Source organism: Aliifodinibius sp. S!AR15-10 (genome assembly GCF_031569985.1).
GTDB lineage: Bacteria > Bacteroidota > Rhodothermia > Balneolales > Balneolaceae > JAMQKA01.
In genome coordinates, this window is the sequence record NZ_JAMQKA010000019.1 from 19,361 (window position 1) to 43,143 (window position 23,783).

22 protein-coding genes are annotated in these 23,783 nt (G+C 47.1%); 12 read left to right on the plus strand and 10 right to left on the minus strand.

Going from position 1 to position 23,783, the window contains the following annotated elements:
• The first annotated feature begins 4 nt into the window (after positions 1-4).
• The 4 genes from NC796_RS13590 to NC796_RS13605 all read left to right on the plus strand — a co-directional run bounded on the left by NC796_RS13590 (position 5) and on the right by NC796_RS13605 (position 4,505).
• Entirely contained in the window at positions 5-838 is an 834-nt protein-coding gene (locus NC796_RS13590) for a PASTA domain-containing protein (RefSeq protein ID WP_310685133.1), read from the plus strand.
• Position 839: 1 nt separating this feature from the next.
• Positions 840-1,526, plus strand: coding sequence for a ribulose-phosphate 3-epimerase (rpe, locus tag NC796_RS13595; RefSeq protein ID WP_310685134.1), 687 nt, complete (start codon positions 840-842; stop codon positions 1,524-1,526).
• Between the two features lie 595 nt (positions 1,527-2,121).
• Positions 2,122-3,831: a threonine synthase gene (thrC, locus tag NC796_RS13600; RefSeq protein WP_310685135.1), complete on the plus strand. Its 1,710-nt coding sequence runs from the start codon at positions 2,122-2,124 to the stop codon at positions 3,829-3,831.
• Positions 3,832-3,947: 116 nt separating this feature from the next.
• Positions 3,948-4,505, plus strand: a complete 558-nt coding sequence (locus NC796_RS13605; RefSeq protein WP_310685137.1) for a transposase — start codon at positions 3,948-3,950, stop codon at positions 4,503-4,505.
• Positions 4,506-4,563: 58 nt separating this feature from the next.
• Here NC796_RS13605 and thrC (NC796_RS13610) read toward each other — a convergent pair whose 3' ends face one another.
• The 7 genes from thrC (NC796_RS13610) to NC796_RS13640 all read right to left on the minus strand — a co-directional run bounded on the left by thrC (NC796_RS13610) (position 4,564) and on the right by NC796_RS13640 (position 13,197).
• On the minus strand, positions 4,564-5,883 hold the full coding sequence (gene thrC, locus NC796_RS13610) for a threonine synthase (RefSeq protein WP_310685138.1): 1,320 nt from the start codon (positions 5,881-5,883) through the stop codon (positions 4,564-4,566).
• A gap of 6 nt (positions 5,884-5,889) precedes the next feature.
• Positions 5,890-6,840, minus strand: coding sequence for a homoserine kinase (locus NC796_RS13615; RefSeq protein WP_310685139.1), 951 nt, complete (start codon positions 6,838-6,840; stop codon positions 5,890-5,892).
• 130 nt (positions 6,841-6,970) lie between these two features.
• Entirely contained in the window at positions 6,971-9,445 is a 2,475-nt protein-coding gene (gene thrA / locus NC796_RS13620) for a bifunctional aspartate kinase/homoserine dehydrogenase I (RefSeq protein ID WP_310685140.1), read from the minus strand.
• A gap of 164 nt (positions 9,446-9,609) precedes the next feature.
• Entirely contained in the window at positions 9,610-10,365 is a 756-nt protein-coding gene (locus NC796_RS13625) for a 2,3,4,5-tetrahydropyridine-2,6-dicarboxylate N-succinyltransferase (RefSeq protein WP_310685141.1), read from the minus strand.
• Positions 10,362-11,258 (minus strand): 4-hydroxy-tetrahydrodipicolinate synthase, encoded by an 897-nt coding sequence (dapA, locus tag NC796_RS13630; RefSeq protein ID WP_310685142.1) that lies wholly within the window; start codon positions 11,256-11,258, stop codon positions 10,362-10,364. Before dapA ends, NC796_RS13625 begins: the two co-directional genes overlap by 4 nt.
• A gap of 1 nt (position 11,259) precedes the next feature.
• On the minus strand, positions 11,260-11,937 hold the full coding sequence (locus tag NC796_RS13635) for a dihydrodipicolinate reductase C-terminal domain-containing protein (RefSeq protein WP_310685143.1): 678 nt from the start codon (positions 11,935-11,937) through the stop codon (positions 11,260-11,262).
• Positions 11,938-12,498: 561 nt separating this feature from the next.
• Positions 12,499-13,197, minus strand: a complete 699-nt coding sequence (locus tag NC796_RS13640; RefSeq protein ID WP_310685144.1) for a DNA-binding domain-containing protein — start codon at positions 13,195-13,197, stop codon at positions 12,499-12,501.
• A gap of 557 nt (positions 13,198-13,754) precedes the next feature.
• On the opposite strand from NC796_RS13640, the gene NC796_RS13645 reads away from it, so the two are divergent.
• The 4 genes from NC796_RS13645 to NC796_RS13660 all read left to right on the plus strand — a co-directional run bounded on the left by NC796_RS13645 (position 13,755) and on the right by NC796_RS13660 (position 17,196).
• On the plus strand, positions 13,755-15,014 hold the full coding sequence (locus tag NC796_RS13645; RefSeq protein ID WP_310685146.1) for a DUF819 family protein: 1,260 nt from the start codon (positions 13,755-13,757) through the stop codon (positions 15,012-15,014).
• Between the two features lie 141 nt (positions 15,015-15,155).
• Positions 15,156-15,329 carry a hypothetical protein gene (locus NC796_RS13650; protein ID WP_310685147.1) on the plus strand — a complete coding sequence of 58 codons (174 nt, stop codon included), beginning with the start codon at positions 15,156-15,158 and terminating at the stop codon, positions 15,327-15,329.
• Positions 15,330-15,406: 77 nt separating this feature from the next.
• Positions 15,407-15,889, plus strand: a complete 483-nt coding sequence (locus tag NC796_RS13655; protein WP_310685148.1) for a hypothetical protein — start codon at positions 15,407-15,409, stop codon at positions 15,887-15,889.
• A 584-nt stretch (positions 15,890-16,473) separates the two neighbouring features.
• A complete protein-coding gene (locus NC796_RS13660) occupies positions 16,474-17,196 on the plus strand; it encodes an SAM-dependent methyltransferase (protein WP_310685149.1) in 723 nt (240 codons plus the stop codon).
• Between the two features lie 63 nt (positions 17,197-17,259).
• Here the strand turns inward: NC796_RS13660 and NC796_RS13665 are convergent, their stop codons facing one another.
• Both NC796_RS13665 and NC796_RS13670 read right to left on the minus strand, forming a co-directional pair.
• On the minus strand, positions 17,260-17,637 hold the full coding sequence (locus tag NC796_RS13665; RefSeq protein WP_310685151.1) for an ankyrin repeat domain-containing protein: 378 nt from the start codon (positions 17,635-17,637) through the stop codon (positions 17,260-17,262).
• A gap of 147 nt (positions 17,638-17,784) precedes the next feature.
• A complete protein-coding gene (locus tag NC796_RS13670; RefSeq protein ID WP_310685152.1) occupies positions 17,785-19,431 on the minus strand; it encodes a dipeptidyl-peptidase 3 family protein in 1,647 nt (548 codons plus the stop codon).
• A 362-nt stretch (positions 19,432-19,793) separates the two neighbouring features.
• On the opposite strand from NC796_RS13670, the gene NC796_RS13675 reads away from it, so the two are divergent.
• Together NC796_RS13675 and udk are read left to right on the plus strand one after the other, a co-directional pair.
• Complete coding sequence (locus tag NC796_RS13675) at positions 19,794-20,957, plus strand: N-acetylmuramoyl-L-alanine amidase (protein ID WP_310685153.1); 1,164 nt, start codon at positions 19,794-19,796, stop codon at positions 20,955-20,957.
• Between the two features lie 6 nt (positions 20,958-20,963).
• Entirely contained in the window at positions 20,964-21,584 is a 621-nt protein-coding gene (udk, locus tag NC796_RS13680; protein WP_310685155.1) for a uridine kinase, read from the plus strand.
• A 282-nt stretch (positions 21,585-21,866) separates the two neighbouring features.
• Here the strand turns inward: udk and NC796_RS13685 are convergent, their stop codons facing one another.
• A complete protein-coding gene (locus tag NC796_RS13685; protein WP_310685157.1) occupies positions 21,867-22,643 on the minus strand; it encodes a type III pantothenate kinase in 777 nt (258 codons plus the stop codon).
• Positions 22,644-22,692: 49 nt separating this feature from the next.
• On the opposite strand from NC796_RS13685, the gene NC796_RS13690 reads away from it, so the two are divergent.
• Positions 22,693-23,412: an SDR family NAD(P)-dependent oxidoreductase gene (locus NC796_RS13690; protein ID WP_310685159.1), complete on the plus strand. Its 720-nt coding sequence runs from the start codon at positions 22,693-22,695 to the stop codon at positions 23,410-23,412.
• Positions 23,405-23,779 (plus strand): DUF4296 domain-containing protein, encoded by a 375-nt coding sequence (locus NC796_RS13695; RefSeq protein ID WP_310685160.1) that lies wholly within the window; start codon positions 23,405-23,407, stop codon positions 23,777-23,779. The genes NC796_RS13690 and NC796_RS13695 overlap by 8 nt, the downstream gene beginning before the upstream one ends.
• The last annotated feature ends 4 nt before the right edge of the window (positions 23,780-23,783 follow it).

The window sequence follows — 23,783 nt, forward strand, 5'->3', positions numbered from 1 at the left end:
CGCTATGATAAACTATCTAAAAAACATACTGACCAGTAGAAAGTTCTACCTCTCGATACTGGGTGGAATCATCTCAATAGCCGGAATTTTGCTTATCCTAAACGAAGTGATCATGCCGGCCTATACCAATTACTATGAAGGCGTCACCGTCCCGGATGTAAGAGAAATTTCCCTTGCCGAGGCAGAAGAACTACTGACCTCCTACGGCCTGCGATATGAGGTTACGGACCGGCGGGCTAACTCGGCATTCCCGGCCGACTATATCATTGATCAGACACCGACACCTGCTGAAATTGTTAAACCGAACCGCAAAATATACCTGACGGTCAACACCGAATCGAATCCCCAGGTTACCGTCCCGAATGTGGTAGACTTGTCATATCGCAATGCACGTATTCAACTAGAAAACCATGGGTTAACCCCGGGAACAGTAAGCTATGAATCCTCCAGGTTCAAGAGTTCTGTTTTGCGTCAATCTGTTGAGGCTGGACGAACGGTAGATAAAGGTACCGTTGTGGATCTCGTAGTTAGTGACGGGCTGGGAGAAAAAATGGTGGATATGCCCGACATAATTGGCCTCAAACTGACGGAAGCCCAACAGAAGCTCCGGGAGGCGGGATTACGCATCGGTCCTTTTCAATGGAAACCCAGCAAGGAGGTTTCACCCAATACCATCCTCAGCTTTACTCCCCGGAAAGAACAGGTTGTCGAGGGTGAAACGATTACACTAACAATTTCCGAACGTTTTAAAGTAGAAGAAGAAAGTGAATCGGGGGCTGTCAGCATCGATACAACTTATATCGAAGGTGACTCACTCCAACAAAACCAACAGAACTAACATGGACATACAACTTCCGGTGCTTGCCCCTTCTATACTGGCCTCGGACTATTCCAAGCTTGGTGAACAGATCAAAGAGTGTGAACAGGGTGATGCCAAATGGATTCACTGTGACATCATGGATGGTCATTTTGTGCCAAACATCTCGTTTGGTCCCGATATTGTAAAAGCAGTCGGGCGGGTCACGGATCTTTTCCTGGATGTCCACCTGATGATTGAAAACCCGGAACGGTATATTGAACACTTTGTGGACGCCGGTGCTGATCAAATTACCGTGCATTATGAGGCATGTACCCATCTGCACCGCACCCTGCAGTTAATCAAACAACATGGCGCACTGGCTGGTGTCGCCGTTAATCCCGCAACCTCTCTCCAAAACATTGAGCCGATCCTGGACCTGGTGGACCTGGTACTTGTCATGAGTGTGAACCCCGGTTTCGGTGGACAGGATTTCATTCCCAAAACCTATGAGCGCCTCGAAGAGATGGCCGCCCTGCGCAGTAGTGAAAATTACAATTACCTGATCTCCGTGGATGGGGGAGTAAACCTCGACAATATTGATAAAGTGTCGCGGGCCGGAGCTGATGTCCTGGTAGCAGGTAGTGCTGTCTTCAAAGCCAAAAATATTCCAGGTCGGATTAAGGAGCTGCAAAAGAAGGCGAAGGCCGGCAGCAAAGAATGGGTATAGAATTAAGAGTTAAGAATCACTGTTGTCCTGTAAAAAACTTTTGGGAGCTGACCTACTACTAATTTCTGTTGTTCATTTTTTCAACGATGAAAAAATAAACAAAAAAAATCGCCGGCGAAGGTAAACTTGACCTGAAGGTCTCTTCGTTCCACTAAAAAAATCACAGATTTTTTCTTTACGCTCCCCTCCGCTCCTTCCGGGCGGTCAACTTTACCAAGGCCGGAAGTCGAAGTCTCGTTTTATTTTATGAAGCCTGTTTATAAGGGAGCATATTGAATTCCTTTTCAAAAAACGATCTGTAATAAACTTATATGCCCAAATGAGATTCATTTCCCCGGGACACTACTGAATGGAAATGAGGAATTTTATGAGTTTGAATATGTGCATAAGGCAGAAATCTCACCTTGAGGGGAGACGAACCATCTGAGTTGTCTCCGACAGCAGTCGGCGTGGATCCGAGGGGTGTTACCCCAGGAATTGAAAAACATCTGTCGCCTGATTAAGAATAATTCACGGCTTTTCCCCACAACTCATTTTACCGGCAGCCCTCCGGTTTGTATTTTGGGATATCAACAGATAATCATGTTTCCCTTTTATGGCCCAAGAATCTCCCGGTTACGAACTGCGTTGTGTGGCAAACAATCATCTCAATTCTGAACGAGAGACGACCACTTACTGCACGGAATGTGGTAGTGTGCTGCGCGTCATTTATGAAAACTCCTCACCCGATATACAGTACCCACTAAAAAATATTCAACCAGAGCCGCTCAAAACGGGGGTATCATCGCTAAAGGAACTTCCTCGTCTTTCTGAAACCTATGGGGTAGACCTATGGGCAAAGCTCGAATTCGAGCATCCTACAGGTTGTTTTAAGGATCGAGGCAGTTACATAGAAGTACAGAAAGCGATGGAGCTTGGTGCAGATGCGATCTGCCTGGCCTCTACCGGTAACATGGCGGCATCAGTAGCAGCATATGCCAGCTATTTCAAAATTCCCTGTTTCGTTTTTGTGCCGGAAAAAACCACCGATGCTAAGATTGCCCAGGCCACTATTTATGACGCCAACATTATTCGTATTAAAGGCGATTTCAGTGCCTGTGAAGCATTATGTCGCAAATTTGCTAAATCGGGGAACTACTACCTGGCCGGCGATTATGTATTCCGGGAAGAGGGACAAAAATCCTTTTCCTATGAGCTAATTGAACAGCAAGGCAATGATTTCGACTATGTTTTTATCCCGGTGGGATGCGGTACCAATTTCGGGGCTATCCACAAGGGATTTAAAGAGTTGAAGGCTGCTGGGAAAATAAATCGAATACCACACTTGGTCGCTATTCAACCGGAACAGAGTTCGCCGGTAGTCGAGGGAATTTTCAAGAAAGAGAAAATCATCAAGAAGCAGGTCAACACCATGGCCCAGTCGGTGGCGGCCTCCGATCCCGTGGATTTTGAAAAAGTGTTGATAGGCATTCAAGATACTGACGGGCAAGCGTTCACAGTGAGTGAAAATGAAATATTGCAATCACTGAAAGAGATGGCGGTAGAAGAAGGTCACTTTACTGAGCCAGCCAGTTCCCTTCCACTGGCAGCAGTCAAGAATAACCTAGATCAATTTACGGGTAAAAAATGTCTGCTTGTCCTCACTGGTGCCGGCCTCAAAGACACCATAGTGGTAGCCAAACACTCCCTCTCCTCCCCCGTGCTTTCTCCAAGTATTGAAAAAGTGACCAATTATATCAACTCGGGATATATCGACATGCAGAAACAGTCGTGGGGTAAATCTCGTGACACGTTTATTCCCAACCTAAAGATGGATGCAGATCATGAACAGATTTACAACCAATATCTCGAAAGCATAAATAAAAAAGGGAAAACGTTGAGCAACAAGGAAATTGAAGTACTGCAGTCCCTGGTATTCAATGAAGAGCTTGACCTGGAGTATCCGGTGGAAGTTGCTGATTACAAAATAACCATGCATAAACACGGGCTGGTACACGCCACTGCCAAGCTGATCCTGGATGGGGAAAAAGTCACAACCGAAGCCAAGGGTGTGGGACCTGTGGATGCCATTCTTACCGCAATAAAGTCTGAAACGGACAATATTCTAAACCTGGAGGTAAAGAATCACGAGGTCGAGATACTGAGCCCTGATACCGATTCGCTGGTTGTTGTGACGTTGACCCTCGGGGAAATAAACACCGACCATGAGTGGGTATCAAAAGCGGCCTCACCTGATACGCTGGAAGCAGCCGTGCAGGCCTTTACCAAGGGACTGGCTATTGCTTTGAAAGGGACTGAAGCGTAGATCATGTGCGACGCACTTTGGAAGTGCGTCGCACATTTTGATACTTTTTATAATTAGTTTTATGGGTTTCCCTTCCCCAAACCGTCATAAATATATAACAACATTATAGAAGTAGAATGGCGCACAGAAAAATTAAATTCGAGAGAGAAAAATACTATCATAGAGGAGTGCTTAAAACCAATATATTTTTAGAGACAGATAACTACTTGTTCCTTTTAGAAAAAGTTCAAAAATATTCGGCAGAGTTAGGAATAAATATTATAGCATACTGCTTGATGCCAAATCATTATCACTTTTTAGTACAACAAAAGGGTGAACAACCTGTTAGGAAATTTGTCCAACGTCTATTTAATAGCTTTACCAAAGCTTTTAATAAAAAGTACGACAGAAGTGGGACCCTTTTTGAAGGACCATATAAAGCAGTCTGTGTTGAGGACACATCTTACCTAATACATCTCTGCCGATACATTCACCGAAATCCCCTGGATGCGAAGTTAGTCAATAGAATTGGGGAATGGCCATTTTCTAATCTTAAAGAGTGGCTGGGTATGAGAAATGGAAGTCTATTTGACCAAGAGTTTCAGAATACATATTTCGACTCTTCTGAAGAATATCTCGATTTTCTTAAGACTGTTGAATCTAAAGAGAACCTTGATAAATATCTTTTTGAATAGCTCTACGTGCGACGGACTTCCGAAGTGCGTCGCACGTAGTTTTTAAAATGTTAATCCTTCAATACCGCTGCATCAAAAGCTGTTTGAGGTGCCCAAAGTCATTCTCCAGCTTAATACTTTGTTTTTCCTTCTTTAGCGATTCTGCCAACCGATCGGGAATTGGGACCTCTTCACCTGTTGCTGGTTCAATCACATCCCCAAACTTTGCTGGATGGGCTGTTGAAAGAATAACAAACGGCGTTTCGCCGGACTCGCTAAAATACCCCGCTGCATTTTTACGGTATTTCTTAACCGCCAGGTACCCCACTGCCGTGTGCGGATCGAGCAGGTACCCGGTCTCTTTTTTGACCTCCTGAATTGCCTGCCGCGTCTGTTCGTCAGAAAAGGAAGCGCCCCAGATATGTTTTTGAATGGTCTCGTGATTGTTCCCGAAGAGATACTCAATCCGGGAAAAATTACTGGGATTCCCAACATCCATCGCGTTTGAGATGGTCCGTTCCGAAGGGCGTGGATTAAAAGAACCGGTCTCCAGGTACTCGGGTACCACATCATTGACATTGGTTGCGGCTATAAATCCAGTTGCCGGCATACCAATTTTATGTGCCATCAGGCCGGCCGTAAGATTTCCGAAATTGCCACTTGGAACACAAAATATGGGCGCACCCACGGACTCACCAAGCTGCTTCAATGCATATAGATAGTAAAATGATTGCGGAACCAGCCGAGCGATGTTAATAGAGTTGGCCGAGCTCAAAATAAGCTGCCTGTTCAGTTCAGCATCCGAGAACGCCTGTTTCACCATTTTCTGGCAGTCATCAAAAGTACCATTGACCTCCAGTGCCGTCACATTCTGGCCGGCGGTGGTCAGTTGCTGCTCCTGCAGTCGACTCACCTTCCCACTGGGATACAACAGGCACACCTTGATTCCCTCCACGCCTAAAAAACCCTGTGCAACGGCACTCCCCGTATCGCCGGAAGTGGCTGCCAATATCACAATATCCTGCTCTTTATCCTCGCGAAAGGCAGAAAAAATGCGCGACATGAACCGTGCACCAAAATCCTTAAAGGCCAGCGTGGGGCCGTGGAAGAGCTCCAAAATATGTGTACGATCCTCAATGGAGACCAGCGGAGCATCAAAATTCATCGCCCCGTCAATAACCTCGCGCAAGGAGTTGTCATCAAGTTCATCGACAAACAGGCGGCTGACTTCAAAGCCAATTTCCTGCAGGCTTTTCTGGTGAATGTTGTTAATAAATTCGTCATCCAGCCTGGGCCACTTGTCGGGTACATAGAGCCCACCATCCGGGGCCAGTCCCTTGAGCACGGCTTCTGAAAATGAAACTGGTTTTGAGTCCCCTTTCGTACTGATAAACTTCATGATCTGCTACTGCTCTTCAATGATATATGGATCTTCCCGTTTAATTCGTGAAATATAGACGTCGTTATCCAAGTCCAGGCGGGCAAACTCTATCTGCATCGCTTCTGCAACCTTCTGGGCGGTCTCTTCGGAAGAGGACAGGGCAAAAATCGAGGGTCCGGAACCTGAGATTCCGCTGCCCAGCGCCCCCGCATCCAGGGCAGCCTGCTTGACTTCATTGAAGCCCGGAATCAGGACGGAACGAATAGGTTCAATAATCACATCTTCCAGCGAGCGTGAAATAAGATCGTAGTCCCCTTTCAGCAACCCGGCCACCAAGCCGCCAACATTGCCCCACTGGGTTACAGCTTTACTAAGGAGGACCTCGCGCCGCAAAATCTTGCGGGTGTCTTCGGTTCGAATCTCAATTTTGGGATGCACGACAGTGGCATACAACGGGACCGGGCACTCCAGCTCTATAACATCAGGAGGCTGCTGGCTGCGGATAAAAACAAAACCTCCCAGCAGCGATGGGGCCACATTGTCGAGATGGGCGGCACCACAGGCAACACGTTCACCTTCGGCTGCAAACCCCAAAAGTTCGTGCAGTTCCAGCGGGCTACCAAGCAGTCGATTTACGGCAATGACGGCCCCAACTGAGCTGGCAGCACTCGAACCCAACCCACTACCCATCGGCATCTTCTTGTGGATTTCGAGCTCTATGCCCACATTAGTCCCGAGGTGCGCTAACAAAGCGCGGGCCGAAACACCAGCTGTGTTTTTTTGTGGATTTGCGGGAAGAACGCCTCCATCACCAGTTACTTTCGTGATACTGACGCCTTCTCCATCGGTTCGCCGGGCAATAATCTCATCGCCTGGCTTTTCAAGTGCAAACCCCATCACATCGAAGCCACAATTGACATTGGCAACGGAGGCGGGGGCAAAAACCTTCACTTCCTGTTTTTCTGAATGGGTCATGATGACCTGTCAACAATTAGATTTGTAATATTGAACGCAGATAATACGAATTAAGCAGATAATCACAGAAATAAATTTAAACCCATGACAATCCGCAGTGCCTGCGTAATCTGCGTTCTATTGGATTATATTAATACTCTTTGCCAAATGAGGGGGCATTACTTATCCGAAGGATATCGGCAATGATACCACTGGCCGTGACATTTGCCCCGGCACCGGGTCCTTTTACCACGATTGGGCTCTCCTCGTAATGCTGGGTCTTGAAAGCGATAATGTTATCACTGCCCTTCAGCCCATAGAACGGGTGTTCGGCACCGATCTGCTCTAGCTTCACCGTCGCCTGACCGTCCTCATAGCGAGCAATATAGCACAATTTATTGTTATTGGACTGCGCCTCTTCGTAAAGCTCCTGGAACTCGTCGTCATAATCTTCCAGGATATCGAAAAATTCCTCCACTGTAGGCACCTCTCGTGCCGGTTCAGGGACCAGGTTTTGAATGTCGATGTTCTCGAACTCCAGCTTCAGACCTGCTTCACGCGCCAGTATCAGCAGCTTGCGTCCCACGTCCTGTCCGTTGAGATCCTCTCGGGGATCAGGCTCGGTAAAGCCTTTTTCCCGCGCAGTACGCACTACCTGGCTAAAGGGTTCACTTCCGTCAAAGGTATTGAAAATATAGCTGAGCGTGCCTGAAAATACGCCCTCTATCTTCAATATGCTGTCACCGGTCAGGATCTGCTCTTTTAGCGTGGCTACGACCGGTAGTCCCGCACCCACATTTGTTTCATAGAGATACGCGACATTGTGTTGTAATGCCAGTTCCTGCAGTTCCTCGTACTTGGACAGCGAGCTGGAATTAGCCTTTTTATTAGCCGTAACAATAGAGACGCTGGATTTCAGCACATTGGAATAGGTATTGGCAATTTCATCACTGGCCGTACAGTCGATAAAAATACTGTTCGAGAGATTCAGTTCGCTCATCTGCTCAATGAACTTCTCAATATCTGCCGACTCACCGTTTTCATCCAGCTCATCTTTCCAGTGTTCCATTGAGATACCTTCTTCGTCGATCAGGAATTTCTTGCTGTTGGAAACCCCTGCTAACTTCAGATCAATGAAATAGTCATCCAGCAATTTCTGCGTCTGCTTCCGGATCAGTTTTAACAATGTACCACCGATCAATCCCACTCCAACAAGGAATAGGTTCACGGTTTTGATCCTGGAAAGGAAGAAGGCATCGTGCAGGGTATTCAGGGTTTTGGTCTCATTTTTACGCTCGACGACCACCGAGATATTCCGTTCGGAAGACCCCTGGGCAATCGCCACTACGTTGATGCCGTTTCTCCCCAGTGACTGGAATACGCGGCCCGAAATGCCGGGTGTGTGGCGCATGTCATCCCCTACAATTGCGACAATCGAAAGCTCGTGTTCTACTAATATCTCGTCGATCACCCCGTCATTGAGCTCATATTTGAACTCCTGCTCAATCGATTCGCGCGCTGCCTCCGCCTGTGAAGGTAACACAGCCAGGCAGACCGTATGCTCCGACGAGGCCTGGGTAATCATAATGATATTTACACCGGCATCGGCCAATGCACTAAATATTCGTGAAGCTACGCCGGTCACGCCGATCATGCCACTGCCACGGATGGTGAGCAGCGTCACGTTATCGATGGAGGAGATCCCTTTAATGCTCGACTCCCCGCTTCTCGACTCCGCACTGATCGTGGTTCCCTCCTGCTCAGGCTTGAAGGTATTCTTAATCAAGATGGGGATGGAAACTTTCATCGCCGGCTGCATGGTGGGCGGATAAACCACTTTGGCTCCAAAATGAGAGAGCTCCATCGCCTCTTCATAGGAAAGCTGCGGTATCACAAAATAACGCTTCACCTTGCGGGGATCGGCGGTCATGATGCCCTCAATATCGGTCCACAGCTCAATAGCCTCCGCCTTCAGTGCAGCTCCCAGCAGTGATGCCGTGTAGTCCGAACCACCGCGTCCCAGTGTAGTAGCTTCATCGGTAAGCGTTGACGCTATAAAACCGGTAACCACCTGCACGCTGTCTTCATCGAGCTTTTTATAATATTCGCGGATGGCCGGGTAGGTTTCCTCGGTCAGCACCCGGGCTGACCCAAACCTCTTATCTGTCTTAATGATCTTTCGCGCATCCAAATAACCCGCATTGATCTCCTTGTCAGACAAATACTGACTGATAATAAACGCAGAAAAACGCTCTCCAAAACCTAAAACAAAATCACGGGTACGGTCTGTCAGTTCACGGGTCAGTGATACCCCGTGGAGCACATCATCCAGCTCGTTAAACATCATCTTGAACTGTGCCAGCGTGCGGCTCTGTTTCTGGATGCTCAAAAGTTCCTTAATCACCTTGTTGTGACGCGCCTCGATATCATCCAGGATATCGGAATAGCTCTCATCGCCTTCAGCCGCTTTAACTACCGCTTCTTCCAGTAGGTCGGTAACACCTCCAAAAGCTGAGACTACAACGGCCAGTCGGTGGTCCGCCAATTTATCGACAATGATCTTCCTGACCTGCCGGATAGCTTCGCTGTTTGCAACGGAGGAGCCCCCGAATTTTAAAATACGCATGTATACGTTCTGTCGTTTGGTTATGGATTAATCGCTTTTTCGATCAGAATCCAAATTTATAATAAGGGAACGCGGGTTACACAGGTAGAACAGGCTAACTTCTATAGCTAGATTTAAGCCGCTCGACCGGTATTATCCGCGTTCCAAACATTTATGATCAATATCTATCGAAGGACATCCTCGAGCACAAGCGATGCATCACTCTGCTCATCTCGATATTTCACAATCATTGGACATGAGATAGAAAGTCCCTGCTCTTTGGCCCAATTGCCTGATGCCGGACGTGTGCCCGGAATCACAACGGCGCCTTCGGGAATCGGTGCTCCCTTTTCACGGACTTCTTCATTCACGCAGTCATACACTGGTATCGACTTGGAGAGCGTGACGCCCGGTGCAATTACGGCACGTTTCTTCACCAGGATTCCTTCCACAATAACAGACCCGGCGCCGATAAAGCACTCATCCTCGACTACAACCGGGGTGAGTCCCACCGGTTCGAGCACGCCGCCCAGCTGAACGCCGGCTGACAGGTGCACATTTTTGCCCACCTGTGCGCAGGAACCAACAAGTGCGTGGCTGTCAATCATAGAGCCTTCATCAACATAACCGCCAACATTTACATAGGCCGGCGGCATGATAATAACATTTTCCGCTACATAGGCACCGCGACGAACTGCTGAGCCACCCGGAACCAACCGAACATTGTCGCCCGCCTTAAACATCCGCGGCGGCAGGTTGTCTTTGTCTACGAATCCTTCATAAATGCCGGAGTACTCCGTGTTTTCTCCCGCACCAAAAGCAGCAAGAATGGCCTCTTTAACCTCAACATTGGCCACCCATTGATCGCCATTTGGATTAGCAGCCCGAATTTCGCCGGTTTCAAGTTTGCTCAGTATGTCGTTCCAGTCGATATCACTCATTTAACTTTGTTCTCCTCGTACCATTTGGTTATCGATTCATCTGCCTTAAGCAGTCGTTTGGTATCTTTTAAATCTTTGTCAGTCAGCGGCGGGCGCAGCGTGCTCGATTTGATCCATCCCTTCTCTTTCAATAATACTTTGGAAGGGATGGGATTCGAAACAGAAAACAGGGAGGCTATCGGCTCCTTCCAGTGGGGAACCAAATCCCTGGTGTTGCCTTCGAGGCACAGTTCCACATAGCGATGCGTGGCTTTGGGCCATACATTTGCCATTACGGAGACAAGCCCACGGCAGCCGTTCAGTGAGAAATACGGCGTCCAGCCGTCATCGCCGCTATACATGGGCACGCTGGGGGCCGCCATGCGGTAGGCCTGGAAATGTTCAATGCTGCCACCCGCTTCTTTCATGGCATACATATTGGGATGATCTGAAAGTGTAGCCAAAGCCTGTTTCTCCAGCCAAGACCCAGTTCGCGAGGGGACATTATAGAGCATACACGGCTTGTTGGCAGCATCCATCAGAGCCTTAAACCACTCAATTTGTCCCTGCAGCTCAGGTTTGGCGTAGAGCGGGGTGACCAGCAGAAATGCATCGGGTCCAAACTCCTGGCAGCTCTCAATCCACTCAATCTGCTCGCGGAGGTTAAATCCACCAACTCCCACCATAATGGGGACATCGATGTTTAGGCTGGTGGCGGTGTGTACTACCTGTCTCTTATCTTCATACCCCAGGGCCAGGCCTTCGCCCGTGCTGCCCAGGATCAATACGCCATTGCCCGCTTCGTCCTGCTTGTGAATCAATGTTGCAAGATCCTCAAGGTCCAGATCGCCGTTCTCTTGCATCGGCGTAACCAGTGCGGTCCAAACATTGGTATCATTCAAAGTAGAATCCATGTTATCTATTATTCCCTATTGCCTGATCAAATATTGTTGAAAAATCGTAGAAGCCGGGCCCGACCTCATCCTTCACTATCTGCTCGGCAGCCCAGATTGCTCCTTTTGCAAAGACGGCCCGGTCGTGCGCCTGGTGCTTCAAAAAAATTGATTCGGAATCTGTTTTTACTGTTAACTCATGGATGCCCTTGATATCTCCTTTTCGCTCGGAGGTTATCTCAGCATCTTTCCCCAGCCATTCTTTCCAGGATATCGCCGTTCCACTGGGTGCATCTTTTTTATGGATGTGGTGAATTTCATGGATGAGGTACTCCGGGTTGTCAAGCATCTCCGAACCTTCTGAAATCACCTTGATCGCCCGCCGGATGATATTCATCCCCAAACTGAAGTTGGATGCCTTGAGCCACTTGACCCCGGCCTCTTTCAGTGTGGAATCCAGGTCGGACGGCCACTCGTAGCCGGTACTCCCCCAAACTGCGGGGATACCAGACTCCAGTACGGTATCAAAGACATCATCAACAGCAGCGCCCGGCACAAAAATGATGGCCGCATCCGCTTTCTTAAGCTTTTCCACCGTAGGCTGATAGTCGATGTCAAAAGCATCTGACAGCTGGTCTTCAGGTAATAATTCGACGACTTCACCACCGGTTTTCCCGGTGCCAATGACAGCTAGTTTCATGAATATCAGTTAGTTATCGTTCCAAAAAAACAGAATGGTAAGTATAAGCTTTTCAGAAAGGATTTTCACACCCTATTACTATCTTTTATTCCACCACGCGAGAGGAATTAAAAATTGAGAATTAGGAATTAAAAATTGGTTTTCGATTTTGATTATATCTGTGTGCTAAATTCATTCAGACTTTCGCATCTCAATTACCAAAACTTTTCTATCTATTATTCATCCTGATCAGCGGAAGAAGGGTCAGGGTGCTCAGAAGCCCCCAGCTTTTATTATCCCCATACCAAGGGTTTAAGCCAGTCAATACTACGGTATTATCGATGGATAAGGGTAATTATAACATCTCCACATTAACCATGTTGAATGCCTAATAAACAGTATCACAATCCATGAAAGCAGGTATCATTACTTCTGATAAGTAATACCAAGAGTCTTGATAAATCTTTTCATAAAGAATGATAAACAGTGTCATAAATACTGATAAGTAGTATCATGAACTATGACACTACTTATCAGGGATTCTATAACTATAGTGATAGAGTAACAAATAGGCAGGTTCAGTCAGTTAATCACTACTGGGTCCTGAAGTTGTCCTTTACGGATTTCTGAAGTGCCTCGTATAATTGTCCGCACTTCCAGCTCATATTCTCCCTCAGGAATGCTGTAAGGCAGTTGGAATATGAGCGTGCTGGGTTTGTTGTGAACAACCATTTCCATTCTTCTCTCCTCACCATTCGATGACACCAGGAATATTCCCTGCCTTTCATCGTCAGGATTAAATTTGAGGAGGGACCCGATGAGCTTTAAGCCTCCTCCGGGGTCCAGCTCCAGGGTTCCAGACCTCGGACCAAAAGCTTTGACTCTTTCTATATCGGGGCGGGGCTTGGTTGCATATACCTTTTTCGGGGAAAGATCATCGGTGGCCTCGGTGAGTCTTGCTCCCGGACTCAGGCTTACCTTTATCTCATGGCGGTCGTGCTCAAAAGTGTCCATTTCACCTTCAAACGTGCCCGCTATCGTACATGATACCTGCATAATCGCAGTGTTGATGCGGTCTCCATCGGAAACAAATTTTGCAATGGCTCTCTCGTACTCCTCAATGACACCAATGGCATCTGATTTGGTGATGCTGTGTCCTCCCCGGGCTATCCATTCGATAATGTCTTCCGTCGTGCGGGTTTTCTGTCCTCGGACCACAGCCCGGTGATCGTCGTCGTTTTCAGTTAATGGATTTGGATGAAGTGCATATTTAATAGGCATAATATCCTCTCTTCATTTGTTATGGTTGTGATATCATAGGTTCTGCTACCCTATAGATCGGTGCGAGAGGAAATCCTTACAAAAAAATTTTATTTCATTGGGAGATCGCCGCGTCGCGATGACATTTTAATGATCGAACAACAGTAACCTGTCATAGCGATATGAACGAAGTGCATCGTAGTCCTGGGCGAAAGTGTGGGGAGTGAAAACCGGTCGACTTCAACATGTACGGGCACGGTGCACCGTGCCCCAACACGCCGGGGATGGCAAGCAATTGTCAGGCGATGGCATATAAACACGCTTCGCTTGCCCGGGCGGTTCATAAATCACTAGACCGGATACTGAGTAATGAAGATTAGCAAGGTAACGTTGGGATCGTGAAAAATTCCCAGTGTGAACCCCTTCCACCACTGACTACATTCCCAAATCAATGCCGACCTTCCATCCTTAGGCCTTCTGACGTTCGACTTAACCCTCAACAATTCAACGCGATATTTGCACTCTTGCCTAAACTAAAGTTAGATTCAGCTTTTAATCTTTGAACAGAACTACTGCCTATGACTACTCCGATGATCCTTGCTGCTCCACTGTTTACCAACGATGCCGTTGTTCTTGGCCTGCTCCTGCTGATCCTTGCGGCTATCTTTGTTACCTCGAATATTGAAACTCCTTTCTGGCAAAAGTTTTATACGTTTGTCCCCTCCCTGCTGCTTTGTTATTTCATTCCCTCCATTTTCAACTCACTGGGGATCATATCGGGAGAAGAATCAAACCTCTATTTTGTAGCCTCCCGCTATCTCTTGCCGGCCAGCCTGGTACTACTGACCATCAGCATAGATTTCAAGGGCATCCTGAACCTGGGTCCCAAGGCGATTATTATGTTTTTTGCCGGTACCATCGGCATCGTGATTGGCGGTCCCCTGGCGGTGCTTACCTTCTCCTATATCGCCCCCGAGGTAGTCAGCGGCACGGGACCCGAAGCCGTGTGGCGCGGCCTTTCTACGGTAGCGGGCAGCTGGATCGGCGGCGGTGCCAACCAAACGGCGATGTACGAGGTATTTGATCCCAGTGATGACCTGTTCTCGGCCATGGTGACGGTGGATATCATTGTGGCCAACATCTGGCTGGCGTTTCTGCTGTACGGGGCCGGAATCTCAGAAAAGATCGATGCCTGGTTCAAGGCCGATGCCTCCCCGATTACTGAGCTCCGCAAGAAGATCGAGGATTATAAAGCAAGTATCGCCAAAATTCCTACACTCACGGACTTGACCACGATCGTAGCAGTGGCGTTCGTCATGACGGCGATCGGTCACCTTGGCGGGGATCTTATCGCGCCCTGGATCAAGGCCAATGCCCCACAGCTCAGTCGCCTCAGTCTGGATTCAAGCTTCTTCTGGATCATCGTCATCGCCACTACCGGCGGACTGGCCCTCTCCTTTACCCGGGCCCGGGACCTGGAGGGAGCGGGTGCTTCCAAAATCGGGAGCCTTTTTCTTTACATATTGGTGGCGACAATCGGTATGAAGATGAACGTGCTGGCAATATTTGAAAATCCCGGCTTTTTCCTGCTGGGGCTAATGTGGATTCTGATCCATGTGTTTATCCTGTTTGTGGTGGGCAAAATTATCAACGCTCCCTTCTTCTTTATAGCGGTTGGGAGTCAAGCCAATATCGGGGGAGCCGCTTCTGCGCCTATTGTGGCGTCTGCTTTTCATCCCGCGCTGGCACCGGTTGGTGTATTGCTGGCGGTCTTCGGCTATGCCGTCGGCACGTATGGGGCATGGCTCTGTGCTATCTTGATGCAGATGGTGAGTTGAAAGGCTAGAAGTTAGAAGTTGGAAGCTGGACGGTGGAAGTTAGAATGTGAGATCTGGCTTCTAAACTGTTGAATCAAACGCTTTTTATTTTTCGTATTGGCATTCAACCCATAACCAATTACTAAATAAATCCAATTACCTATGGCTGACAGAGTTGTGCACACAAAAGTTACAGAAACGGTTCGCGGTGGAATTACCTTGGGATCGGCGTTGGCTGTTACCATTTCGTGGTCCGTCAACAAATCTATAATTTGGGCGATCATTCACGGTATTTTAAGTTGGATATATGTGATATATTACGCGCTCTTTTATTGATCAACGGAATGATAATCTCTGGCAAAGTAGTTTAGGAGACTACCGAGTCATTATGAATATTTTACTGTAGCATAGCGATGTCCAAGTACAAATTTATCTACCTTATCTGGCTCCTGCCGGCCTACCTGCTGTTTCTCACCGTCCACCAAGTACTGGTTTACCAGGGAATTGGTGACACGTATAACAACGGGGAGAGCTACACGGCGCAGGTGGTCGATTTTGACATCAAAAAAATTGCCTCCCAGACAAACGGTTACGTGGTGCTCAATTTTGAAACCGACAATGGTGAAAATATCGAACGCAGGCTTTCGCTGCCAATAGAACTTGCAAGCATGATAACCGACTTCAGCCAGATTCCAATTCGCTATCAAAAAGGTACTTTTGAAGAAATTGTGATGATGCCCACCTACAGTGAACACCGGAATATGGTGCTCAGTAACGCAGCGATCTCCCTGATCGGGCTGTTCATTGCATTGGGAGTAGCTGTTATAGGCCACCGATATGCCACAAGAAAACAAAATGAAGTGGAAGAAGAGCTGGTGTTTGAGCGAGTAGACTAGACACACAAGGCTTCGAAGAGCGAGCAGTTATCAGTTATCAGTTATCAGTTATCAGTTATCAGTTATCAGTTATCAGTTATCAGTTATCAGTTATCAGAGGCTGCTTATTTCTAAGTAATAAAACCAAAAATTATTTCAGTGTTTCACCTTAAACTTTTCACTTCACCTTTTTGCTAAGCGATTAATCGTTTTAGGGATTGCGTCGGTTGCCGAATTCATAATCATTAGTTCCCCGGGAATTAATCTTTTTGGCAAAAATGGTATTTAAGTTTATTAAATGCCGTTTTGGAGGAAGGATTCAATAAGCCCTATATATACAGGCTTCACACAATTAAGCCCGGTCTTCGATTTCCGGCCTTGGTGAAGTTGACCGCCCGGAAGGGAGCGGAGAGGAGCGTAAAGAAAAAATCTGTGATTTTTTTAGCGGAACGAGGGCCCTTCAGGTCAAGTTTACCCGAGCCGGCGATTTTTTTCGTTTATTTTTTCATCGTTGAAAAAATGAACAGCAAAATTGAGAAATAAGATAACTCCAAACGTATTTTTTATCTGTCAATAGTGATTCATAATTCTTAATTTTTTATTGAATGCCTGAAGACAAAAAAGGAACGTTATATCTCATCCCAAACACATTGGGGAAAACCCCTGAAAACAATACGATCCCTGAATATGTACTCTCCATCATCCGTCGCCTGGAGGTCCTGGTTGTTGAAAACGTAAAAACGGCCGCTCGCTACCTGCAGTGGGTGGGCGATACGGTGCCGGAATACGAGATTGATTTTTTACTACTTGACAAGAAGACTTCAAATCAAGAAAAAACCTCTTTCCTGAAACCATTAAAAAATGGAAAAGATGTGGGATTATTGTCGGAAGCCGGCTGCCCGGTGGTTGCCGATCCCGGCTCAGAGTTTATCCGCATGGCGCACAAGCAGAACATCAAGGTGCAGCCCCTGGTGGGCCCCTCCTCTATTCTTCTCGCATTGATGGGATCAGGGTTCAGCGGCCAACAGTTTGCCTTTCATGGTTACCTGCCTATTGACGAGCAGAAACGACGAAAAGCAATTCAACGGCTGGAGCAGGAATCACGGAAGAAAAAGCAGACCCAGATCTTCATGGAAGCCCCCCATCGCAATGACGAACTGCTGGAAGAGGTCATCACCACCTGCCGGAATAGCACTGAATTCTGTTCCGCAACCAACCTTACCTTGCCTGATGAACAAATCATCTCAAAGTCGATTGGGGAATGGAAACAGCACAAACGAACATCCATCCACAAAATGCCAACCATTTTCCTGATCTCAGCCGGCTAGAAAACAAAAAGCCTGCCCACCAACCAATATCAGGCAGGCCAAACATAAAAAATGCCGGGATGTTTAGGCCCCAGCTTCTTCAAGTAAATTTACGATGTTGTCGTAATGATGATAGTTTGCTTGGTCTTTGGCTGACCAGCCTCGGTCATCTACAATATCAACCTCGCATTTGTGATCAATAAGCATCTGAACAATGTGATTGTGGCCATTACTTGATGCCCAGTATAGTGCACTTGTTCCGCGATTGTCCCGGATATTTACATCTGCACCCTTTTCAAGCAGAAATTCAACGATATCAGCATGCCCGTGTTTTGCGGCTTTTAGCAGGGCGGTACGATTATGTTCATCACTAGTGTTTACATCGATCCCGGTATTGATTGCTAATGTTATGGCATCGATGTCGCCATTCTCTGAAGCGTCCAGAAAGGTTTCTGTTTCCATAGGCTACACCTCCGTGTTAATAAATTAAAGGTAGGAACTACATGTATTGTACATGATTGGAGGTATATAATCAACTGAATTTGTTCTTTCTTGCCGGTTATTTGGAAGGGGCTTATTTCTGAGTTCCCGGTTTACGAATTCCTGGCCCTAAAGGCCTAATTCCACCAGCCCCTGCTCAAATGTCACATCCACCGGTATATTCTGCTGAGAAAGACGATCAAGTGACTGCTGAAGCTGGGGACCTACGGTGGCATACTTTTCAACAAAATCTGCTACTCCCTGGTAGTCTCCATCTCCCTGAAGCATCAGGATTTTACGGGAGAGGGCATCAGTAGCTGCGGCCATCTTTTCAAAGTCGACGCGGTAGGTTTCCCTTTCATCGTCGTAAGTAAATGCCCCCTGCTCCTCGAAGAAGTTGAATCGTATCAGGTTGGCTTTCCCGTGGGCACTGGATGAGCCGAACCGGATCGACCGGAAGATGCTGGCCATGAACGTTACGTAATTATCTTCAACAGATCCTTCGGTTACCATCCCACTTTTGCGAAGTTCTGATACCATGTAGAGCCCCAGCACATCAGCTTTTCCCTCCTCGATAGCCGAAGCGTGCTCCTTGAGTGCCTCGCGAACAGTACCTCCACCAGTAATTGTATTTTTGATGCCCAGCCCATGCGCTACCTCATGAAACATGGTATTCCCGAAAAAAGCATCGAAAGTGATATGCTCTCGCTGATCTTCTGAAATAAGCACTTCCGATATGGGGACCAGGATCTTGTCATATTTGGCACGCATGGTATTTTTGAGCTGTAACCGGCGGGTCCCTTTTTTAAGCTGCACCTCCTCATCATTTGGCAGGTTGATGGCGATCGTCTTTGATCCGGCATTGCTATCGCCGGCGTAGTAAATCACATCATAGGCATTGAGATCAGAATCACGACCAGGGCTTTCCTGCTTATATTCCTCCGGTACCGGCAAGCCGTTCTGAAGCTCCGGCAAAACTTCGGCATATTTGGAAAGACGATCGCTCCACTCCCTGTCTTTTAGTAAAATGTAGGCCTCATGCGCAGCCTTATACCCGTACAGTCCATCTTCATATGTCTCAATGGGACCAATTACAACATCAATCAGGTTGTTCTTCATATCGAGCCATGCCATGTCACTCTGCTGATACTCGTCGGTCAGCAACGCTTCGGCGCGGAGATTCAGATATTTTTTCAATCCCGGGTCTTCAGCTAGCTGAGCCGCTGCTTTCAGTTTTTGTGAAGATAACTTGTGCTGTTCAGCAAACGCTTCATGGTACGGCATGGTGGTCAACGCCCCCTGTTCATTCCTGCGAATCAACGTATAAAGATCATCCTTCTGCTCGGAATCCCATTCCTCGAACTCTTCCATGGTCATATCCGCGGGATAAAAGTTGGCTCCTGCCGGTTTTGGCCCCACTCCTTCAACAAATGGCTCATTGCCATTCAACCTGTCCCACGGCCCGTAATTAATCTGGGTAAACCGCCACACATCAGGATCCGCAATCATGCTTTCAAGCTTTTCCTTGTTGCCATAAGATTCCCTCCAGAATGCCTCATCCATGGCATCAGCCGCATCAATAAGCAGTGGGATCATCTTTTTTTGATTTTCGGAGAGCCCTGAAATATCAGCCTTCAACTGAAAAGAAGTGTATTGATCCAGGCGATCCTGTATGGTCATCGGGGATTGCTCTTGCTGTCCCTGGCTTTGTTCACTGCCACAACCAAGCATGAACCAAGAAATAATGAAGGGAATACAAAAGACAAGTCTCTTCATAATGAATCCTCTATTAACCGCAATTAAATATTGAAGATAAAATTATCAACTGTGATAATAACCGAGTTGACAATCTAAACATTGTCGAACAAGATTTCGGCGATAATAATAAATTTGAATTAGAATAATCACACAATTACTACCTTCTGCAAAATTTGATATATTATATCCTAATATATGCTTAAATAGATAATGTTGTTGAAAGTCATATATTTCAGCATTCAGTGATTAAAGCGCACAAAAAAATCATACATTTCATACTTAATAACTCTTTTCTGACAAGAGCTTGTACCCCTTTTCTCTTTATTTTTCTGCTTCTTTTCAGCAGTGTGCAGGCCCAGGACAGTAACATCCTGAACCGTGTGTCTACGGCTGAACGCAGCGATGGCAAGGGATATGTGGTTCGCTTCCACCTTGAGCAGGAAGTAGACTCCTTCAAAGTCATCCAGTCTAAAACCGACTTAATTCAGATGACGCTGTATGGGGATCAAATTTCCAACTCAGACATTCATTACGACACCACATCAGTGGTCTATGATGAGATCGGGTTTTATGAACTTCCATTTGGGGTTGGGGTCGATCTTTATATTCCCAACGAACAGTATTTTGTTGCCAATGCTTACCACGACGGCAACAGCAACGACCTGTTGCTTGGACTAAGCTACTCTGATAAAGAGCAGATTCAGCATCTGGCGGAGGAGGTCAAACCTATTATTTGGTCCAAGTTTCTTGTTTCCAAGGACAGCATGCTGGTTGGTGACGTTTCTTCCGGTAGTCTTGCAGTGGACAGTGATTATCAGCAACTCAAAGACAAGATCAAGTTTGATGTGGTGGTCATCGACCCGGGCCATGGCGGACACGATCCCGGTGCTATTGGATATAAGGGAACACGTGAGAAGGATGTGGTACTCGACATTTCCAAAAAGCTGGGAGGCTATATCAATGAGTATCTCCCCGATGTGGAAGTGGTCTACACTCGAGATGACGATACGTTTGTAGGCCTGGAGGAGCGCGGTCACATAGCAAACAAGGCCGAGGGTGATCTTTTTGTTTCTATCCACTGTAATGTTTTTAGGAATCGGAATACCAGGGGTACCGAAGTCTATTTCCTGGGACTTCACCGCAGCCAGGCTGCATTTGAGGTCATGAAAAAGGAAAACAGCGTGATTCGTTTTGAAGAGGGGCCAAATAAAAGCGAAGAGCTGACTGAGGAAGATCTGTTAATTTACGAGCTTGCCAACTCAGGCTACATGGCCACCAGCGAGAAACTGGCCGGCATGATGGAGCATCAATTTGATGAACGGGCCCAACGACACTCCCGGGGCGTTAAACAGGCTGGTTTTATCGTGCTTTTCCACGCCTCTATGCCTGCCATCCTTATTGAGACAGGCTTTATCAGCAATCCAAGTGAGCAGCGCTACCTGACCAGCGATTACGGGCAAAGTATCATCGCCTCGGCATTGTTCAGGGCTATTCGAAACTACAAGCTTGAGTACGAGAAAAGCCAAAACTTTAAAACGAACTAAGTCCCCTTGGATCCCGTCATCATTGGCATTGCAGGTGGAACCGGAGCAGGAAAAACTACAGTTATCCGCCATATTTCCCGCCAGATTGGCAAAAAAAATATTGTGGTACTCGAGCATGACTCCTACTATCGCGACCTGACGCACCTTTCGCCTGAAGAGCGTGCCAACCAAAATTTTGACCATCCCTCGGCACTGGAAACAGAACTGATGATTCAGCATCTCAAAGCCCTGAAGGAAGGCCGGGAAGTGGAAGTGCCGGTATACGACTTTACACACCATGTCAGGAAGGAGGAGACGCGACAGGTAAAACCCAAAAAGCTGATCCTTGTGGATGGCATACTGATCTTCAGCGAACAGGATCTCCGCGAACATATGGACATTAAAATATTTGTGGATACCGATGACGATGTTCGACTCATGCGCCGTATTCGCCGTGATATAGTGGAGCGGGACCGCAGCCTGGAAGGGGTACTGAATCAATACGAAAAATATGTGCGTCCCATGCATCTGGAGTTTGTGGAACCCAGCAAGCGGTATGCCGACATCATTATCCCAAGAGGCGGAGAAAACGACGTAGCCCTTGAGATGGTTCAAGCTCTCATAGCGGAAAGAATTAGTGATGAGTAATGCATAATGCGTGATGGGTTATCGCCTATTTCCAACTCTTTTAGGTTACGCTTTTCCCGGTTAGTCATCTTCACGAGCAACCCATAAAGATAGATGTACCAGACAATCCGCGAAATCCGCGTCATCTGCGGACCCTGTCGTTCTCTCACTGATTTAGCAGATCGTGCATAGACCGTATAGCAGCTCTAAATTCAACCGGTGAAAATTTAATCCAGTTTAGCATTTCACATTCACTTTCCCTGATTAACTGATCACTGACACACTGTATAACTGAATATCTGTTCACTGTAAATGATCTTCCATGAACTCTTTCATTCCGTCAAACACGAGAGATGGTCGTACTTTAATTTCTGTTAGTGGCCGCAATAGTTTGGCGATCTCTCCGGCTCCACCCCCCGTAGCCACCAGGTTATATGCGCCGAAAGATTCTCGGTATCGCCTTAGCATTTCCTTTATGGCAAATACGTAACTGCCGGTAATCCCCCACTGCAGGCTTTCTTTCGTGGATTTTCCCGGCCAGCTATCAGGTTTTTTTCGCTCTACCGAAGGCAGGGCTGGTAGCTTCTCTCGACACGCCTCCTCAATAATATTCAGCCCAGGCATAATTACACCACCACGGTACAGAAAATCCGCAGCCATAAAATCCACTGTACAGGCCGATCCCGCATCAATAACAACAGCCGATTTGCGGGTTTGTGTCACCGCCCCGTAACAGCCCAAAAAACGATCCAGTCCCAGGGTTTCCGGTGTCTCATAATCCAGGAGTTCCCTCGGGATGTCTGCTGCCGTCAACACCCGGTATCTTGAAGTCCTTATACCGTTTGTCAGGGCCTCGGTTACCTCTGCAACCACACTTGTTATTATAATCATCTCCAACCGATCCACGTTTCGGTTTACCCAGCTGGTAAAATCCGAAGCGTTATGCAACCCCATTTCCGCCAGGTGCGGGTGCTGCCATACGTCATCTTTCAAGTAGGCACTTTTCAGGGACGAATTCCCGATATCAACAAATAATTTGGAGCCTTTCGGTGGAATGATTTCCTTCTTTTGTTTGCTCATAAACATCTATTCGTTTAACATTCAGAAAAACCACGAAATAACCAGTATTATGAATTTACAAGGAAAAACCGCAATTGTTACAGGCGCCAGCAGTGGTATTGGAGCTGCTTTTTCTCAGGCACTTATAACTAAAGGGGCCACGGTTTATGGACTTGCCCGCAGCGAAGACAAGTTACAAAGAATTAGAGATGAATTTGGATCCAGCTTTATCCCAGTAAAAATGGATATTACTAATCACAAGGCTATTGAAAGCTGGGTTGACAAAACATTCAGTGGAGATCAAAGCCCGGATGTACTGGTTAACAATGCAGGACTTGGATACTTTGGAAACGTCGATGAGTTGTCAGTCGAAGAGTGGGACACAATGATCAATACCAACCTGTCAGGCACCTTCTATCTCACGCGACAGATTGTCCCATTGATGAAAGAGTATGATCCCGTCTGCCACATCATAAATATCGCTTCCATCGCCGGTAAGCTGGGTAATCCTCAAATTTCAGGATACAACGCCAGTAAATTTGGTGTCAGCGGCTTTAGTGAAGCACTTTTCAAAGAGCTCCGTTACGACGGCATCAAGGTAACCTGCCTGTATCCCGGTTCTATTGCCACGAATTTCTTTGACAATGCCGAACGGGGAGCCCACTCCAACATGATGCAGCCGGAGGATATGGCCACGGTACTGACCAATGTGCTGGAAACGCCCGACAACTTCCTTATTAGCGATATGACGATGCGTCCCCTGAACCCGAAACGCCCTGAAGATGAATAACACATTCAGGACATGGTTGCTGCTTTTCCCACTGGTAGCCCTTCTGGCGGGATGTATTGAGAAACCTAAGAATCCAAAGCCGGAAAACCTGATACCGGAAGATGACTACATCGACCTTTTGATTGAGCTACAACTACTGAAATCGTACCGGGCATCGTTTCCACCTGATTCAGCAGAGCCCAATATCGACTCTCTCAAAGCACTTATTTATGATAAATACCATGTCAATGAGGAGCAATTTCTCAGGAGTCACCGGTATTTTCAAAGCCAGGTGGAGCCCCAGGTGGAACGGGTCACTAATGCAATTGACAGCCTGAAAGAACAGATGGTAAAAGATGGGCTCATGGACAGCTCTAGGCTTCAGTAAAACG